This is a genomic window from Herbaspirillum sp. meg3 (assembly GCF_002257565.1).
Lineage (GTDB): Bacteria > Pseudomonadota > Gammaproteobacteria > Burkholderiales > Burkholderiaceae_D > Herbaspirillum.
Genome location: NZ_CP022736.1, coordinates 3389887 through 3406225 on the forward strand (window position 1 = coordinate 3389887; position 16339 = coordinate 3406225).

17 protein-coding genes are annotated in these 16339 nt (G+C 57.4%); 10 read left to right on the plus strand and 7 right to left on the minus strand.

Going from position 1 to position 16339, the window contains the following annotated elements; translation table 11 throughout:
* Nucleotides 1–85: 85 nt before the first annotated feature.
* Together hmeg3_RS15280 and hmeg3_RS15285 are read right to left on the minus strand one after the other, a co-directional pair.
* Nucleotides 86–1399 (minus strand): chloride channel protein, encoded by a 1314-nt coding sequence (locus hmeg3_RS15280; protein ID WP_094564473.1) that lies wholly within the window; start codon nucleotides 1397–1399, stop codon nucleotides 86–88.
* 57 nt (nucleotides 1400–1456) lie between these two features.
* A complete protein-coding gene (locus hmeg3_RS15285) occupies nucleotides 1457–2398 on the minus strand; it encodes a CysB family HTH-type transcriptional regulator (protein WP_094564475.1) in 942 nt (313 codons plus the stop codon).
* Nucleotides 2399–2594: 196 nt separating this feature from the next.
* Here hmeg3_RS15285 and hmeg3_RS15290 point away from each other — a divergent pair, with 196 nt between their 5' ends.
* From hmeg3_RS15290 to hmeg3_RS15325, 8 genes are all read left to right on the plus strand, one after another.
* On the plus strand, nucleotides 2595–3368 hold the full coding sequence (locus tag hmeg3_RS15290; protein WP_094564477.1) for a sulfite exporter TauE/SafE family protein: 774 nt from the start codon (nucleotides 2595–2597) through the stop codon (nucleotides 3366–3368).
* A gap of 76 nt (nucleotides 3369–3444) precedes the next feature.
* Nucleotides 3445–5139, plus strand: coding sequence for a nitrite/sulfite reductase (locus hmeg3_RS15295; protein ID WP_094564478.1), 1695 nt, complete (start codon nucleotides 3445–3447; stop codon nucleotides 5137–5139).
* Complete coding sequence (locus hmeg3_RS15300) at nucleotides 5132–5659, plus strand: DUF934 domain-containing protein (RefSeq protein WP_094566383.1); 528 nt, start codon at nucleotides 5132–5134, stop codon at nucleotides 5657–5659. The genes hmeg3_RS15295 and hmeg3_RS15300 overlap by 8 nt, the downstream gene beginning before the upstream one ends.
* A 29-nt stretch (nucleotides 5660–5688) precedes the next feature.
* On the plus strand, nucleotides 5689–6423 hold the full coding sequence (locus hmeg3_RS15305; protein WP_094564479.1) for a phosphoadenylyl-sulfate reductase: 735 nt from the start codon (nucleotides 5689–5691) through the stop codon (nucleotides 6421–6423).
* A 120-nt stretch (nucleotides 6424–6543) separates the two neighbouring features.
* The gene (cysD, locus tag hmeg3_RS15310) at nucleotides 6544–7479 is read left to right on the plus strand and encodes a sulfate adenylyltransferase subunit CysD (protein WP_094564481.1); all 936 of its coding nucleotides are present in this window, start codon (nucleotides 6544–6546) and stop codon (nucleotides 7477–7479) included.
* On the plus strand, nucleotides 7479–8804 hold the full coding sequence (locus tag hmeg3_RS15315; RefSeq protein ID WP_094564483.1) for a sulfate adenylyltransferase subunit 1: 1326 nt from the start codon (nucleotides 7479–7481) through the stop codon (nucleotides 8802–8804). Before cysD ends, hmeg3_RS15315 begins: the two co-directional genes overlap by 1 nt.
* A 138-nt stretch (nucleotides 8805–8942) precedes the next feature.
* Nucleotides 8943–9665 (plus strand): uroporphyrinogen-III C-methyltransferase, encoded by a 723-nt coding sequence (cobA, locus tag hmeg3_RS15320; RefSeq protein ID WP_232511658.1) that lies wholly within the window; start codon nucleotides 8943–8945, stop codon nucleotides 9663–9665.
* Nucleotides 9666–9726: 61 nt separating this feature from the next.
* Nucleotides 9727–10098, plus strand: coding sequence for a tRNA-binding protein (locus hmeg3_RS15325; RefSeq protein ID WP_094564485.1), 372 nt, complete (start codon nucleotides 9727–9729; stop codon nucleotides 10096–10098).
* 17 nt (nucleotides 10099–10115) lie between these two features.
* On the opposite strand, the gene hmeg3_RS15330 is transcribed toward hmeg3_RS15325, so the two are convergent.
* From hmeg3_RS15330 to lptF, 3 genes are read right to left on the minus strand one after another with little or no spacing between them, the layout of a single operon-like run.
* A complete protein-coding gene (locus hmeg3_RS15330; protein WP_094564487.1) occupies nucleotides 10116–10487 on the minus strand; it encodes a sirohydrochlorin chelatase in 372 nt (123 codons plus the stop codon).
* Between the two features lie 16 nt (nucleotides 10488–10503).
* Nucleotides 10504–11637 carry an LPS export ABC transporter permease LptG gene (gene lptG / locus hmeg3_RS15335; protein WP_094564489.1) on the minus strand — a complete coding sequence of 378 codons (1134 nt, stop codon included), beginning with the start codon at nucleotides 11635–11637 and terminating at the stop codon, nucleotides 10504–10506.
* Nucleotides 11637–12764, minus strand: coding sequence for an LPS export ABC transporter permease LptF (lptF, locus tag hmeg3_RS15340; RefSeq protein WP_094564490.1), 1128 nt, complete (start codon nucleotides 12762–12764; stop codon nucleotides 11637–11639). Before lptF ends, lptG begins: the two co-directional genes overlap by 1 nt.
* A gap of 112 nt (nucleotides 12765–12876) precedes the next feature.
* Here lptF and hmeg3_RS15345 point away from each other — a divergent pair, with 112 nt between their 5' ends.
* Nucleotides 12877–14400 (plus strand): leucyl aminopeptidase, encoded by a 1524-nt coding sequence (locus hmeg3_RS15345; protein WP_094564492.1) that lies wholly within the window; start codon nucleotides 12877–12879, stop codon nucleotides 14398–14400.
* Nucleotides 14401–14512: 112 nt separating this feature from the next.
* Here hmeg3_RS15345 and hmeg3_RS15350 read toward each other — a convergent pair whose 3' ends face one another.
* Together hmeg3_RS15350 and hmeg3_RS15355 are read right to left on the minus strand one after the other, a co-directional pair.
* Nucleotides 14513–15019 (minus strand): hypothetical protein, encoded by a 507-nt coding sequence (locus hmeg3_RS15350; protein WP_157739284.1) that lies wholly within the window; start codon nucleotides 15017–15019, stop codon nucleotides 14513–14515.
* A gap of 290 nt (nucleotides 15020–15309) precedes the next feature.
* Entirely contained in the window at nucleotides 15310–15549 is a 240-nt protein-coding gene (locus hmeg3_RS15355; RefSeq protein WP_094564494.1) for a hypothetical protein, read from the minus strand.
* Between the two features lie 86 nt (nucleotides 15550–15635).
* Here hmeg3_RS15355 and hmeg3_RS15360 point away from each other — a divergent pair, with 86 nt between their 5' ends.
* Nucleotides 15636–16334, plus strand: a complete 699-nt coding sequence (locus hmeg3_RS15360) for a LexA family transcriptional regulator (RefSeq protein WP_232511659.1) — start codon at nucleotides 15636–15638, stop codon at nucleotides 16332–16334.
* Nucleotides 16335–16339 lie beyond the last annotated feature (5 nt).

Genomic DNA, 16339 nt, shown 5'->3' on the forward strand with positions numbered 1-16339 from the left:
ACTGAGCAGCAAGCCAAGCAGCAAATAAAAAAGCTGAGACCGTTCGCGGTCTCAGCTTTTTTTACGACCAGGGGCGTGTTAACACTCAACGATGCGGCTGCGCGTAACGTTCCGACAGCGCCTCATACAAAGGCGGTGCAAAGAAGCGCGACACACGACTCGCCAGCAAGGCGGTCGCCATCAATGAAATCACCAGCGCGTGGCCATTGATCATTTCCATCACGATCACAAAAGCGGTGATGGGTGATTGCGTGACTGCCGCCAGATAGCCCACCATCGCCAGCGCGATGAGCATCGACAGCGAAGTGTGATCAAACACCATGTGCAGCAGATTGCCGAAACCGGCGCCGATCGACAGCGACGGTGCGAAGATGCCACCCGGGATACCCGGCAAATAAGACCCGACCATCGATACCATTTTGGCGATTGGGTACCATGCCGACAATTGCGTCTGGTCGGTGAGCAAACCCTTGGCTTCAGCATATCCACTACCGAAGGTCATGCCGCCGGCGCAGATGCCGACAATTGCCACGACCAGACCGCACAATGCGCCGAATACAACCGGGCTCTCCGCCCGCAAGGTGCGCAAAGGCGCAGGGATCCATTTATGGGTATTGAGCAGCAACCAGCAGAAAACGCCTCCCGCAACACCCATCAGCACACCGCTGACGACCACCGCCACAATCAACTCGCGCGCACTGTCATCCCCGGCATTGATGGTGCCGAAATAGGTGTAATTGCCGTTCAGGCCCAGAGCAACGACGCCTGCAAAAATGATGGTGGTAATCACAATACCGCTGGCGCGCTGTTCGAAGTTGCGTGACAGCTCTTCAATTGCAAAGACGATACCGGCCAAGGGTGTATTGAAAGCTGCCGACAAACCAGCGGCAGCACCGGCCAGGATCAGGCGTTTTTCCAGCAAGGCGCTGGGACGCGGATAAAAGCGCCGCATCTGGAACATCAGCGCAGCGCCAACCTGTACCGTCGGCCCTTCGCGACCGATAGTGAAGCCGCCAAGAATACCGAGAAAAGACACGCCGATCTTGCCGGCAAGGATCTTCAACGACAGCAGCTTGGGCGCACGTTTGGCATGCAGCTCACCCTCTTCGCCCAGCGAGGCGATGACCTGCGGAATACCGCTGCCTTCCGCGCCCTGAAAGAAACGCCGCGTCAGCCAGACACACAGGGCACTCATGGCGGGCGTCAGAATCAACGGCAGCCATTCGTGACCGCGCTGCATCACGCGGAACATCGTAAAGCCGAAATCGATCAGCCACGCATACATCACCGCCACCAGACCGACCAGTACTGCCCCCGTCCAGAGAATTCCGTATTGCAGCCAAAGACGGCGTACACGGCGCAAAGTGTGGCCATGCAGGCCGGCAAGCATTCGCATCATTGCATCAGTTCCAGATCATCGGCCGGCGTCACCGGCAGCCGATGCATTCAAAATTCGTCAAAGTTCGTACATATCCTTCTCGCCCTCCATGACCTGCGCAATCAGCTTGCGATTGAGCGTCGGAGCGAGCAATTCGATGAAGGTATAAACATAGCTGCGCAGATAAGCGCCCTGCTTCAACGCCACACGCGACACATTGGTGCCGAACAGATGACCCGCAGGAATCGATCGCAGCCCGCGGTCACGCTCGGCGTCAAAGGCCATTCCGGCGATGATGCCCACGCCCATGCCCAGCTCGACATAGGTCTTGATGACGTCGGCGTCGATAGCTTCGAGCACGATGTCCGGTTTCAGGTCGCGTAAAGCAAAGGCATGGTCAATCTTGCTGCGGCCGCTGAAGGCGGCATCGTAGGTGATCAACGGATAGCTCGCGATTTCTTCCAGCGACAAGTTCTTGGACTTGAGCAAGGGATGGTCGGCGGATACGACGACGACATGCTCCCATTGGTAACATGGCAAAGAGACAAGTCCTTCGCCCGAGGCCAGCGCTTCGGTCGCGATGGCGATGTCGGCCTGATCGTTGCGCACCATCTCGGTGATCTGCTTTGGATTACCTTGCAGCAACGACAACCTCACCTTGGGATATTTTTGCGTGAACGCCTGCACCACCTTCGGCAGCGAATAGCGCGCCTGGGTATGCGTGGTGGCGATAGTGAAACTGCCGCTGTCGTGAGCCGCAAACTCCTTGCCGATGCGCTTCAGGCCGTCGACTTCCTGCATGATCAGCTCAACCGAGCGCAACACCGCACGCCCCGGTTCGGTCAGGCCGCGGATACGCTTGCCGTGACGCGTGAAGATGTCGACGCCGAGTTCTTCTTCGAGCTCAATGATTGCCTTGGAGACGCCTGGCTGGGAGGTATACAACGCCTTGGCGGCTTCGGTGAGGTTGTAGTTTTGTCTTACCGCCTCCCTGACGAAGCGGAATTGATGCAGATTCATGACCCGTCCTTCTGTATGTTCAGAACCTGTTCAAGCCCGTAGCAAGAGGTCTCATGGCCTCTACGGAAGACTTTCAACAGGTTTTTTCAGCGACTGTATTTGCATATGCCGATTGTGCATATAAGCAAATAAATAGTAAGTAGTTTGGTTTGGAGCCTAAGTTTATTACGATTCGACCTGTTATAGACGAGGTGTTATGACTGTTTCTTATGTAGTCAGCGGATTTGCTGTGGGATTGCTGGTCGGATTGACCGGTGTCGGCGGCGGCTCGCTGATGACTCCCTTACTGACGTTGCTGTTCGGCATCCACCCCAGCGTGGCGGTCGGCACAGACCTGGCCTTTGCTTCGGCGACGAAGACGGCCGGGACGTTTGCGCATCGTTTCAAAGGCACAGTGCGCTGGGATATCGTGCGTCGCCTGTCCTACGGCGCGCTGCCTGCCGCCGTGGTCGCCACGCTGCTGCTCAAGCATTTTGGCGCCGTCAGCGACAGCATCAGCCTCGTCATCCGCTATTCCATCGCGGTATCGGTTTTCCTGACCGTGATCGCATTGCTGTTTAAGAGTAAACTTCAGGCATGGCTGAATGCCCATCCGGAGCGCCACTTGCAAGGTCAGCAGCTGACCAACGCAACCATCGCGGCCGGCGCCGTACTCGGCATCCTGGTCACGATTTCGTCAATCGGCGCCGGTGCTGTCGGCGCTACCCTGCTGGTACTGCTCTACCCGCGCTTGTCGCCCGCTGAGATTGCCGGCACTGATATCGCTTATGCGGTACCGCTGACGGCCATCGCTGCATTCGGCCATTGGTGGCTGGGCTCGATTGATTGGAGCCTGCTGGGCGCTTTGTTGCTGGGTTCGGTGCCGGGCATCACCATCGGTTCGCTCGCTGCGCGTGCGGTGCCGGAGAAGTTTTTGCGTGGCCTGCTGGCAGTTACGCTGACGAGCGTTGCCCTGAAGCTGGTTTTTTAAGTTACAGGCCTTTATTTTTTAATCACACGGAATCTCGACTGCAAGATTTCGACAAGACGTTAACAGGGACTACAAGATGTACCGCTATGACCAATACGATCATCTGATCGTCAAAGAGCGAGTTGCACAATATCGAGACCAAGTGCGCCGCCGCCTCTCCGATGAACTGATCGAGGATGAATTCCGCATCCTGCGTCTGCAAAACGGCCTGTACTTGCAACGCCACGCCTACATGCTGCGCATCGCGGTTCCTTACGGTCTGCTGGCATCACGCCAGGTTCGCATGTTTGCCCATATCGCACGCAAATACGACCGCGGCTACGGCCACTTCACCACACGCCAGAACATCCAGTTCAACTGGATCAAGCTGGAAGAGTCGCCGGATATCCTGGCCGAACTCGCCACGGTTGAAATGCACGCCATTCAGACCTCCGGCAACTGCATCCGCAACACGACTTCGGACGAACTGGCCGGCGTCGCCGCCGACGAGATCGTCGATCCGCGCCCTTACGCCGAACTGATCCGCGAGTGGAGCACCTTCCACCCCGAGTTCGCTTATCTGCCACGCAAATTCAAGATCGCCATCAGTGGTTCCGAGCAAGACCGCGCAGCGACTGCCGTGCACGACATCGGTTTGCACGTGATCAAGAATGAAGCAGGCGAAGTCGGTTTCCGCGTGCTGGTCGGCGGCGGCATGGGCCGTACACCGATCCTCGGCAGCCAGATCCGCGACTTCCTGCCTTGGAAGCACGCGATGTCTTACCTGGAAGCGATCCTGCGCGTGTACAACCAGTACGGTCGCCGCGACAACATCTACAAGGCGCGCATCAAGATTCTGGTCAAGGCTATCGGCCCTGAAGAATTTGCACGCCAGGTCGAAGAAGAATGGCAGCACATCAAGGACGGCCCGTCGACACTGACCGAAGAAGAACTGCAACGCGTGGCGAACTACTTCACCGAGCCTGCCTACGAAACGCTGCCGGCCACTGACGCAGAATACGAACGCCTGAAGGCTGAAGACAAGGGCTTCGCCAACTGGATCAAGCGCAACGTCAAGGAACACAAGGTTCCCGGCTACGCCGCTGCGATCCTGTCGCTGAAGAAAACCGGCGTACCGCCGGGCGACATCACCGCCGACCAACTGGACTTCGTTGCCGATCTGGCAGACCGTTACAGCTTCTCCGAACTGCGCGTCACGCACGAGCAGAATCTGGTGCTGGCCGACGTCAAGAAAAGCGAACTGTATGCGCTGTGGAAAGAAGCAAAAGCGCACGGTCTGGCCACGCCAAACATCGGCCTGCTGACCGACATCATCTGCTGCCCTGGCGGTGACTTCTGCTCGCTGGCCAATGCCAAATCGATCCCGATCGCACAAGCCATTGCAGAACGTTTCGACAATATCGATTTCCAGCACGACATCGGTGACATCGAGCTGAACATCTCGGGCTGCATCAACGCCTGCGGCCACCACCATGTCGGCAACATCGGCATTCTGGGTGTCGACAAGGATGGCGCCGAGTGGTACCAGGTGTCGCTGGGCGGTGCGCAAGGTAATACGTCAAGCATCGGCAAGATCATCGGCCCGTCGTTCTCGGCGCATCAGATGCCGACCGTGATCGACCGCCTGCTGCAGGTCTATGTCAAACAACGCATCGAAGACGAACGTTTCATCGACACCGTGCGCCGCGTCGGCGTCACACCGTTCAAGGATTTCGTCTATGCAACCCCGATCAAAGCTGATCATGTCACTGGAGAAGACGTCTGTGCCTAATCTGATTAAAGACAAAGTCGTCATCAGCGATGACTGGACCATACTGCGCCTGAGCGAAGGTGAAACGCCCGAAGGCGTCACCGTTCCTGAAGGCAAGATCATCGTGCCCCTGAAGGTGTGGCAGGCGCAACGCGCCGCGCTGCAAGGCCGCAAGGAACTCGGCGTCTGGTTCGCCAGCGACGAGCGTCCGGAAGAACTGAAAGATGATTTGGCGCCATTCCAGGTCATCGCCGTGGACTTCCCGAAGTTCGCCGATGGCCGTGGCTATTCCATCGCCTACAACCTGCGTGCCCGCCTAGGCTACACCGGCGAATTGCGCGCTGTCGGCGACGTGTTGCGCGACCAGTTGTTCTACATGCAGCGCGTCGGTTTCAACGCCTTCGCCGTGCGTGCCGACAAGGATATCCACGATGCATTGAAGGGCCTGACCGATTTTTCGGAAAAGTACCAGACCTCGTGGGATGAGAAGAACCCGTTGTTCCGTCGCGCCAAACGCGAGACGGTTGTCACCCGCGATTGATTTCAGAATCAAGGGAAGAAAGTAACGCCATGTCCGAACAAGCTTTGCAAGACCTGATTGCCGCTACCCGCGTCACGCTGGAAAAGATCGCCGCCGAATATACGCCGGCTGTGTTCGCCTCCAGCATGGCTGCGGAGGACATGGTGCTGACCGACATGATCCTGCGCAGCAAGCTGCAGGACAAGATCGGCATCTTTACGCTGGAAACCGGCCGCCTGCACAAAGAGACACTGGGCATGCTCGACCGCATCAAGGAAACCTACGACTACGACGTCACGCCGTATCGTCCGGAACCTGCCGCCGTCGAGCGATATGTCAGCCAGAACGGACTCAACGCTTTCTACGACAGCGTCGAGATGCGCAAGGAATGCTGCCGTATCCGCAAGATCGAGCCGCTCAACCGTGCGCTCGCCGGCAACAAATCCTGGATCACAGGACAACGCCGTGCGCAATCAGTGACACGCGCCGCGCTCGATGTACAGGAAGACGATCCGGCGCACGGTATGGCCAAGTTCAATCCGCTGGCCGACTGGTCGGAAGAAGACGTCTGGCAATACATCCGCGACCACAAGGTGCCGTACAACCCGCTGCACGATCAAGGTTATCCGTCGATCGGTTGCGAGCCCTGCACCCGTGCGATCCAGCCGGGCGAAGACGTACGCGCCGGGCGCTGGTGGTGGGAAAACCCCGACTCCAAGGAATGCGGCCTGCACGTGGTGGACGGCAAACTGATCCGCATCAAATCGCAGACCGCGCCGGCCTGATTTCGCTCTGCCGATCTGCTGCCAAACACACTATCCCGATGTGCAGCGCTGCTGCCATCGCAGTATTCATCGTATTCGCAGCACTCGATTTGAAATTCGACTTGAACCAAAGGTCATCGTATGAACACAGCAGTTGAACAACTTTTCCTGGACAACGCCAGCAGCCGCCATCTGGACTGGCTGGAATCGGAAGCCATCCACATCATGCGCGAAGTCGCAGCCGAGTGCAGCAACCCTGCCCTGCTGTTCTCCGGCGGCAAGGATTCCGTGGTGCTGCTGCGTATCGCCGAGAAGGCGTTCCGCCCCGGCAAGTTTCCGTTCCCGCTGGTGCACATCGACACGGGCCACAACTTCCCCGAAGTCATTTCCTTCCGCGACCAGCGCGCTGCCGAGCTGGGTGAAAAGCTGGTGGTGCGTTCGGTCGAAGATTCGATCAAGCGCGGCACAGTGCGTCTGCGCAACCCGCTGACCGATTCGCGCAATGCCGCACAAGCCGTGACGCTGCTGGAAACCATTGAAGAATTCAAGTTCGACGCCTGTATCGGCGGCGCACGCCGCGACGAAGAAAAAGCCCGCGCGAAGGAACGTATTTTTTCCTTCCGCGACGAGTTCGGCCAATGGAATCCGAAGGCCCAACGCCCAGAACTCTGGGATCTGTACAACACGCGCGTCCATCCGGGCGAAAACATGCGCGTGTTCCCGATCTCCAACTGGACCGAGCTCGACGTCTGGCAATACATCGCCCGCGAAAAACTGGCGCTGCCGCCGATCTACTTTGCGCATGAGCGCCAGGTGATCCCGCGTAACGGCCTGCTGGTGCCGCTGACCGAGCTGACGCCTGCCAAGGAAGGCGAAACCGTCGAGAACCGCATCGTGCGCTTCCGCACCGTCGGCGATATCTCCTGCACCTGCCCGGTGGCATCCGATGCCGCGTCCGTGGAAGCCATCATCGCCGAAACCGCCGTCACCCAGATCACCGAACGCGGCGCGACGCGCATGGACGACCAGACCTCCGAAGCGTCGATGGAAAAACGTAAAAAAGAAGGATATTTCTGATGAATGCCGCTGTTGCCGAAAAAGACTTGAATACAACGTCCCATGAACGTGGACTGCTGCGCTTCATCACTGCCGGTTCGGTGGATGATGGCAAGAGCACGCTGATCGGCCGTCTGCTGTTCGACAGCAAGGGCATCTTCGCTGATCAGCTCGCCTCCATCTCGCGCGCCAAGCACAAGCGCACCGTAGGTGACACCATCGATCTGTCACTGCTGACCGACGGTCTGGAAGCCGAGCGCGAGCAAGGCATCACCATCGATGTGGCCTACCGCTATTTCGCCACGCCCAAGCGCAAGTTCATCATCGCCGATACGCCAGGCCACGAGCAATACACCCGTAACATGGTGACCGGCGCCTCGACCGCCGATGCGGTGATCATTCTGATCGACGTGTCCAAGGTCAAACTCGGCGACGACGGCAGTGTGGAATTGCTGACACAAACCAAACGCCATTCGACCATCGCTCACCTGCTGCAAATCCAGCACGTCGTGGTCGCAGTCAACAAGATGGATCTGGTGAACTATGACCAGACCGTGTACGACCGCATCGTCGGCGCGTATCAGGAATTCGCTGCGCAACTCGGCCTGAAGGACGTACGTCCGATTCCGCTGTCGGCGCTGGCGGGCGACAACGTTGTGACCGCCGGCGACAACTTGTCGTGGTACAAAGGCCCGACGCTGATCGAACTGCTGGAGTCGCTGTCGGTGTACGAAGATGCACACGAAGAGCCGTTCCGTTTCCCGGTACAACTGGTGGCGCGCCACAACGGCCACGAAGCCAACGATTTCCGCGGCTACATGGGCCGTATCGAAGCCGGCAAAGTCAGCAAAGGCGATAAATTGCTGGTGCAACCGAGCGGCCAGACCGCAACGGTCAAGGATATCCTGACGCTGGACGGTTCGCTGCCATCGGCATCGGCCGGTCAATCAGTGACAATTCTGCTGGACGAGTATCTGGACATTTCGCGCGGCGACATGCTCGCTTCTGCGGAAAGTGCGCCGACACTGCTCAAGACCGTCAACGCCGATCTGTGCTGGCTGTCGGAAGACGCGCTCGACCCACGCCGGAAATACTGGCTCAAGCACACCACCAAGCAGGTCGCGGCGCGCGTGTCCAAAGTCGATACCTTGCTTGATATCAACACCCAGGAACGTCATCCGGCCGAATCGCTCAAGCTCAATGACATTGCTCGTGTATCGATCAATGTGCAGCAAGCCATTGCCGTCGACAGCTACGACACTATCCGCGCGACCGGCGCCTTCATCCTGATCGACGAAGTCACGCATCAAACGGTTGCCGCTGGCATGATCCGTCTGGATGCCTGATAATCGCTGCTGTGGCGTTTCACCCGAAATTTCACCCGAAATGATGGGCTGGAACACGCAGCAGCCGGTATGTGCCGGGCTGCGATTCTTATTATTTTCAGCATGAGCTCAGCCCCAGCCAATCCAGCCAACGCGCCAATGTCTCCTCTCTCTGCGACACCCATCGGCAAGGTTTATCTGATCGGTGCCGGCCCCGGCGCTGCAGATCTGATTACCGTGCGCGGGGCGCGTCTGCTTACCCAGGCGGACGTCGTGTTACACGATGCGCTGGTCACCGAAGAAATGCTCGAATTGTGCCCGCAAGCCGTCAAGATCTCCGTCGGCAAACGCAGCGGCCAACGCTCTACGGCGCAACAAGTGATCAATGAACGCCTGATCGAATGTGCACACCAGTACCGTCTGGTGGTGCGTCTGAAAGGCGGCGATCCAATGCTGTTTGGCCGCGCTGACGAAGAACTGCGCGCCCTCGACAGCCAAAACATTCCTTACGAAATTGTTCCCGGCATCACTGCCGCGCTGGCGGCCGCATCTTCTGCGCAACGCCCCCTGACCAAACGCGGGATCGCGCGCAGCGTGTCGCTGTTCACCTCCAGCACGGCGCCGGATGAGCCGACCGAATTCATCATGCCCAACGGCGACACGCTGGTGCAGTACATGGGCGGCCGTGAAGCGACGGCAACGGCCCAGCGTTTGCTGTCCCTCGGCTATGCCCGGACGACGCCGGTGGTGGTGGTGGAAAATTGCAGCCGCGACAACGAGCGCATCCTTGATCTGGAACTCGGTACCCTGGAACAAGGCCTGACGCAATGCAGCGGCCCGGTGCTCGTCATGATTGGCGAAGCACTGGCGAACCGCGGCTGAATTGCTGCTGAATTGCAGCCGAGCCACCTTGCAACAACGCTTATTTTTCTGAGCACATCGCATGCACCTGCTACACGACTCCAGCGCCCCGGCCGCAGCGCCGATTACTTTCGACGATTTTCTCAAGGTCGATATTCGCATCGGCACGATCATCTCTGCCGAAGCCTTCCCCGAAGCGCGTAAACCGGCCTACAAGCTGAAGATTGACCTCGGCCCTACCCTCGGCATCAAACAAAGCAGCGCGCAGATCACGACGCACTATCAGCTTGATCAACTGGTGGGCAAACAAGTGGCGGCCGTGGTCAACTTCCCGCCACGGCAGATCGGCAAGTTCATGTCGGAAGTGTTGACCCTGGGATTCCCCGACGCACAAGGAGAAGTGGTGTTGTTCGCCCCCGATCAGGCTGTGCCTGACGGTTCGCGCTTATTTTGAAGTATCTGGGCCTGTTATCAGGCCCTAAAGCTGGCAATGCAATAGTTCGCCAAAGCCTGCAGCACGCCGGCATCCTCGCCGGCCGCTTCTGTCACCTGAAATTGAATACCCGGATGGGCCTGCCGCAACTGATCGATCAGCGTCGGCAAATCACGCCGGACATGTCCGCCCTGCCCCAAAAATACCGGTACGATCGTCACCTGCTGCGCGCCGTCAGCGATCTGCTGCTGCGCCAGTTGCGGCAAGTCAGGTGTCATCAACTCGAGGAAAGCCAACTCCACCGCCACGTCCGGCAGGCTCGCCTGCGTCAGTGCGCGCAAGCGGCGAAACGGTTCAGCCCAATTGGGATCACGGGCGCCATGGGCAAAAAGAATTAGCGATTTTTTCATGAGAGTGTACTGTGAACTAGCGCCGCTCAACCCAACGTAACGCGACGATCGCCATAAGCATGAACAAGGTGCTTGGCAATGCCGCCGTCAATAACGCGGGCCAGCTGTTGAGCAAGCCAAGATGGGAGAACAGATTGTTGATCAGCTGAAAACTGACGCCGATCATGATGCCGGTAAAAATCTTCAGGCTGACGCCGCCGGCACGGAAATGCAAATACGCAAACGGTAAAGCCAGCGCCATCATCACGAAGATCGACAGCGGATACACAACCTTCTTCCAGAAAGCGATTTCGTAACGCTCGGTGCGCTGGTTATTGGCTTCCAGATGCTTGGTGTAGGCACGCAAATCGTAGGCCGACATGCGATCAGGATCGGCAAACAGCACCGACAGAATCTCCGGCGTCACCTCGGAGATGAAGGTCGTCGTCTTGTTTTTGCTGGTCGTGATCGGCGACGTGATCGCGCTGGCTTTGTCATTGGCGATGAAGGTCGTCTTCTGCACATCGGTCAGTTGCCACTTGTGCTCGCCCAAATAGTCGCCGCGGGCGGCCACGATCATGTCGGACATGTGAAAATCCTTGTCCAGCTCATAGATCTTCACGCCTTCCAGCATGCCATCAGGAGTCATGCGTTGAATATTCAGAAAGCGCGTGCCGATGACGTTGCCGTCCAGCCCGTTATCCTTGATCACGTCCTTGGCCCAGAGACCAGAGCGAAATTGTTGCGACAGCGAAGAGCCTTGCGCCTGCAGTTTAAGCTTCTCGCCAAACTCGGTCGTTTTCGGCGCAACCAGTTCTCCGAACAAAATCGTGAAGATGGCGAAGCCGAATCCGATCTTCGCCAGCGCCTTGGCGGTCATGCGTGTCGACATGCTGGACACGCGCATGATGGTGAACTCGGAGTTGGCGGCGAATTGCGCCAACGCGTAGATGGTACCGATCAGCACCGCTGTCGGCATCAGTTCATAGACATTCCCGGGCAAACCCATCGCGACATACAGCAAGGCGGTTTGCAGCTGATAGCCATTGCGGCCGACAGCTTCCAGTTGTCCCATCAGTTCAAAGAAAGCAAACAGCGCCAAAAAAGCCGCCAGGGCAAATGCCACCGAGCGTACGATCTCGGCAGTGATATAACGTTGTAAGACTCTCATCAGCTCCGCCGTTTCAGAGTAAGCGCACGGCGCATGCCGGACCACAAGACGGCCGGATGATAACGACTGTTGACCTTCAGTCGCCAGAAGAACAAACCGACCACAATCAGCGCCACCACCAGATGCGGCGGCCACCATCCCAGCATGAACGAGATGCGGTTTTGGCCTACCGACGATTGGAATACGCTAACGGTATTGCTATACACAACGAACAGCAGCAGCGCGACCAACAGGCCGATGGAGCGACCCGCACGTGGATTGACGAAGGACAGCGGAATCGCCAGCAAAATCAGTGTCAGCGCCATCAGCGGCAAAGCCAGACGCCACAGCATTTCCCCACGGCTGAAGCTGGTGTTCTGCATCAGCAAATCCCAGCTTTGCAGCGCCCGTACCGACTTTTCGCCGGCAGCAGCTTGCGATTGACCACCAACCAGCAAACCGTAGCGTTCGAATTCAACCATCTGGAAGTCGGGCTGCGTCGGCACGCCGTCGTAGCGTCGGCCTTGGCTCATGACGACGAATTTTTCGCCATCTTTGTCGACTTCCATCTCCCCTTCTTTGGCAACCACAATGCTGTTCTTGCCGTCGCGGAAAGTGTTGACGAAAACATTCTTGACCTTGCTGGCATCGCCGGAAATACCTTCAACGAAGAAGATCCGGTTGGCCGTTGCCGATTCCTGGAATTTACCGGGCGAGACGCGGGCGATGTCTTCGCGTTTCTCAAAGCGCTCGCGGAACTGCGCACTTTGCTGGTTGGCCCAAGGCGTCGCCACGAAACTGAGAATGCCCGTGAGCAGAATGATCGGCCAGCCGAAACGCAGCACAGGTTTGATCCAGCGCGTCAGGCTCAGACCACAGGCGAACCAGACCACCATTTCGGAGTCTTGATAACTGCGTGTGACCACCAGCAGCACCGAGATAAAACCGGTGAGGATCAGAATGATGGGCATGTAGTTCAGTGCCTGGAAGCCGATCAGCGCAAGCACGTCCTGCGAGTTGACTTGTCCGCCGGCCGCCTGGCCGAGGATCTTGATCAACATCACAGTGAGGATGATGGTAAATAGCGTTGTGAACACTGCGCCGGCGGTGCTCATCAATTCGCGTCGAAGAGCGCGCTCAAAAATCATTCGGGCTTATAATCACAAGGGTCAATGAAGCAGAAAACGAAGCAGAATGCGTAGCAGATACTGCAAACGATGTAGCAAAATCAGGAAGCAAACAGCAAACTAAGGACAAGCGATGGACTTTAGCATAAAAACATTGGACGCAAAAACCTCCGTCACCGCCGCCAAGACCGGCACGCTCGTGATTGGCGTCTTTGAAAACCGCAAGCTGACACCAGCTGCGCAAGCATTGGACAAGATGGGCGCGATCACCAACGCGCTCAAATCCGGCGACATCACCGGCAAACCTGGCTCCACTTTACTGTTGCGCGGCCTGACCGGCGTTGCCGCCGAGCGCGTGTTGCTGGTCGGCCTGGGTGCTGACGAAGACATTACCGACAAAAGTTTCTCCACTGCAACGCAAGCAACCGTGCGCGCACTGACAACCGTCGGCGCCAACGATGCACTGATTGCGCTGCCGCTGGACAAGATCAAGGGCCGCGACTTTGCCTGGGCCATTCGCGCTTTGGTGCTGGCTGCACGCGACAATAATTATCGCTCTGACGCGATGAAGAGCAAAAAAGATCCCGTCCCGACCGGCGTGAAGAAAATCGCCATCGGCGTCTCCACAGCGGCAACAGCCACCGCCAAGGCTGGCCTGGCCGAAGCGGTAGCCCTGGCCAACGGCATGGAACTGAGCAAGGATCTGGCGAACCTGCCGGGCAATATCTGCACGCCGACCTATCTCGCCAACACGGCAAAGAAGCTGGCCAAGGAATACAAACTGGGCGTCGAAGTGCTCGACCGCAAGCAACTCGAAGCACTCAAGATGGGCAGCTTCCTGTCGGTCACCAACGGCAGCGACGAACCGCCTAAATTCATCGTCCTCAAGCACATGGGCGGCAAGGCCAAGGAAGCCCCGACCGTATTGGTCGGCAAGGGCATCACCTTCGACACCGGCGGTATTTCGCTCAAGCCGGGTGCCGCCATGGATGAAATGAAGTACGACATGTGCGGCGCCGCTTCGGTGCTGGGTACCTTCCGCGCCATCGCCGAGTTGCAACTGAAGCTCAACGTCATCGGTGTCATCCCGACCTGCGAAAACATGCCATCGGGCCGCGCTACCAAACCAGGCGATATCGTGACCTCGATGTCGGGTCAGACCATTGAAGTGTTGAATACCGATGCTGAAGGCCGTCTGATTCTGTGTGATGCGCTGACGTATGTCGAACGCTTCAAGCCAGCCGCAGTGGTCGACATCGCTACGCTGACAGGCGCCTGCGTTGTCGCACTGGGTCATCACAACTCAGGCCTGTTCACTCGGGAAGACGACGCCCACGATGCGCTCGCCAACGAGTTGCTGGCAGCCGGCAAGACCAGTGGCGACACCGCATGGCGCATGCCGATTCAGGACGTCTATCAGGAACAGTTGAAGTCCAACTTCGCCGACATCGCCAACATCGGCGGCCAACCGGCCGGCAGCGTCACCGCGGCATGCTTCCTGGAACGCTTCACCAAGAAGTACACCTGGGCGCATCTGGACATCGCCGGCACCGCGTGGCGCGGTGGCGCGACCAAGGGCGCCAGCGGCCGTCCTGTCCCGCTGCTGACCACTTTCTTGTTGAATCAAGCCAAGAAGGCGCAAAAAGCACGCGCGTGAGTCTACGGAGGGAGTTTTAACGCGATTTAAGGATACTTATCCAGCCTCGTTGAACTTCGCTCCTCAGTACGAAAAGCCGTCATCTTCAACGATGACGGCTTTTTTATTTTCGCTAGCGCGTGAACAACGATGCCAGCAACAAGCCGCCGCAGAGCACGCCCGGTGTCGCCGCGAAATACACTTGCCACGACATTGCAAGATGATGCGTTCGGCTGCGACGAAACCATGCAGCCAGTGCGGTCGCGGACAACAATACCGGGATCGCCGCCAACAGGATATTCAGAGCGTCTCCATACCCCTGCAAACTGACTGGCTCTGCCAAACTGAATAGGCAGTTCACGATATTACTGCCGCCCTGCAACACATCAAGAACGAGAACATTCGTCAAGTTGGTCACGTTGATGACGACAAATAAAAGTAAATGCATCGGGATCGACAAGGCAACGAGAAGCAAGTATTCGGATGCACGCAGTGGAACCGCCGCATAAGCATCACCGGCAAGTTTGCGCGCCAAATACTGGTTGCCTTCCCACAGCACGACAAACGGCAGATACAAAAGTCCGAACAAGGCCGCCGCGCCGAAAAAAGTCTCTCCGATACTGCCCTTGTCTTTCCACATCAGCCAGTCCTGCATCAAGACAAAAGCGCTCAGTCCGGCTCCAAGTCGCCATCAGTGACGCCGCAGGTATTGCCAGTAAAACGTCGCAGGTAATATCGCAACCGTGGCAGCAAAGAGAAATGACTGCACAAATACTGATGTACCTGCTGTCCGGCACGATGCTGAGAGAAGGAAAGACATGAAAAGACTGGAGAGAGAATTTTAATCAGATCAGCGCCAACGTGTATATCGCTCATACATCTTTGGCACATAGCGGCAAATTTATGCGACGGGAAGCCCGAGAGGGAGACTTAGCCGTCACCACGCTTCTCCAGTAACTCGGGCCAAAGCTTGCCCCAGTCGTCCGGAAATAACATCTTGCGTGTAACGACGCCCTGAGACTCCAATTCAAGGCAAACGGCAATCAGCGGTGAACAGGCGCGATTGCCGTAGCCAATCTGGCGCAGGTAATCAAACGACGTACCGCAACGCACCGCCAGTTGGCTACGCTTTTCCGCAGAGAGAGAATTGAGATATGCGATCAGTGTCATGTTGATAATTTAGCATCTGCTACAGACAAGTCAAGCAAAAGCTAATTTACCAAATGCTAAATTTGCGTTCAAATGCAGCCATGGATATGCACGAACATCGACGCAGCAGGCTACAGGCTCTCATTGAGGATAACTACGGCGGCGACCGCAAAACCTTCTGCGACGCCAGCGAGATGAGCGAGTCACGTCTGGCGCAACTGCTCTCTACATCGTACCGGGATGGTCAGGGCTTCGGCGAAAAAGCAGCCCGCAGCCTGGAAGGCAGACTGGGACTGAGTCCTCTCTATTTTGACCTGCTGGCTGTCGGCGAAAGCACTGCTCAGCATCTTTATCAACAGCACGCCAGAACGGGTGCCAAGACGGACGAATCGATTCCCATCCCTCAGGTCAACTTGAAACTGATCGCAGGTTCGGCCCGCTTCAAATCTGAGGAAGTAGATCCAACGCTATGTGTATGGCGATTTTCAAAGAGCTGGTTTAAAGAGCGCCACTTGTCCGCCGACAAACTGCTGGCGATCAGTGTGACGGGCTCCAGCATGGCCCCGGCCCTGAAAGACGGTGACGTCGTAGTCGTCAATACCGCGGACACGCAAGTCAAGGACAATGCCGTCTATCTGATCAACTATCAAGGCGAGGCAGTGGTCAGGCGCATGGCGCTGGATTTGGGCCGATGGTATTTGAGCTCGGACAACATCAGCCGCAAACAATATCAACGTCAGGAGTTCAATGACAAGAAAGATGTCGTCATCGGTCGCGTCATCCTGATGGCCAGCGAACAGATCTGATGGTC

What these genes read in the sequence shown, in the direction of transcription:
- hmeg3_RS15315 (WP_094564483.1), top strand. Translation starts at nt 7,479, where the DNA reads ATGAATGCCGCTGTTGCCGAAAAAGACTTGAATACAACGTCCCATGAA.
- cobA (WP_232511658.1), top strand. Translation starts at nt 8,943, where the DNA reads ATGTCTCCTCTCTCTGCGACACCCATCGGCAAGGTTTATCTGATCGGT.
- lptG (WP_094564489.1), bottom strand. Translation starts at nt 11,637, where the DNA reads ATGAGAGTCTTACAACGTTATATCACTGCCGAGATCGTACGCTCGGTG.
- hmeg3_RS15305 (WP_094564479.1), top strand. Translation starts at nt 5,689, where the DNA reads ATGTCCGAACAAGCTTTGCAAGACCTGATTGCCGCTACCCGCGTCACG.
- hmeg3_RS15360 (WP_232511659.1), top strand. Translation starts at nt 15,636, where the DNA reads ATGCACGAACATCGACGCAGCAGGCTACAGGCTCTCATTGAGGATAAC.
- hmeg3_RS15330 (WP_094564487.1), bottom strand. Translation starts at nt 10,487, where the DNA reads ATGAAAAAATCGCTAATTCTTTTTGCCCATGGCGCCCGTGATCCCAAT.
- hmeg3_RS15355 (WP_094564494.1), bottom strand. Translation starts at nt 15,549, where the DNA reads ATGACACTGATCGCATATCTCAATTCTCTCTCTGCGGAAAAGCGTAGC.
- hmeg3_RS15345 (WP_094564492.1), top strand. Translation starts at nt 12,877, where the DNA reads ATGGACTTTAGCATAAAAACATTGGACGCAAAAACCTCCGTCACCGCC.
- hmeg3_RS15285 (WP_094564475.1), bottom strand. Translation starts at nt 2,398, where the DNA reads ATGAATCTGCATCAATTCCGCTTCGTCAGGGAGGCGGTAAGACAAAAC.
- cysD (WP_094564481.1), top strand. Translation starts at nt 6,544, where the DNA reads ATGAACACAGCAGTTGAACAACTTTTCCTGGACAACGCCAGCAGCCGC.
- hmeg3_RS15280 (WP_094564473.1), bottom strand. Translation starts at nt 1,399, where the DNA reads ATGATGCGAATGCTTGCCGGCCTGCATGGCCACACTTTGCGCCGTGTA.
- hmeg3_RS15325 (WP_094564485.1), top strand. Translation starts at nt 9,727, where the DNA reads ATGCACCTGCTACACGACTCCAGCGCCCCGGCCGCAGCGCCGATTACT.
- hmeg3_RS15350 (WP_157739284.1), bottom strand. Translation starts at nt 15,019, where the DNA reads ATGTGGAAAGACAAGGGCAGTATCGGAGAGACTTTTTTCGGCGCGGCG.
- hmeg3_RS15295 (WP_094564478.1), top strand. Translation starts at nt 3,445, where the DNA reads ATGTACCGCTATGACCAATACGATCATCTGATCGTCAAAGAGCGAGTT.
- hmeg3_RS15290 (WP_094564477.1), top strand. Translation starts at nt 2,595, where the DNA reads ATGACTGTTTCTTATGTAGTCAGCGGATTTGCTGTGGGATTGCTGGTC.
- lptF (WP_094564490.1), bottom strand. Translation starts at nt 12,764, where the DNA reads ATGATTTTTGAGCGCGCTCTTCGACGCGAATTGATGAGCACCGCCGGC.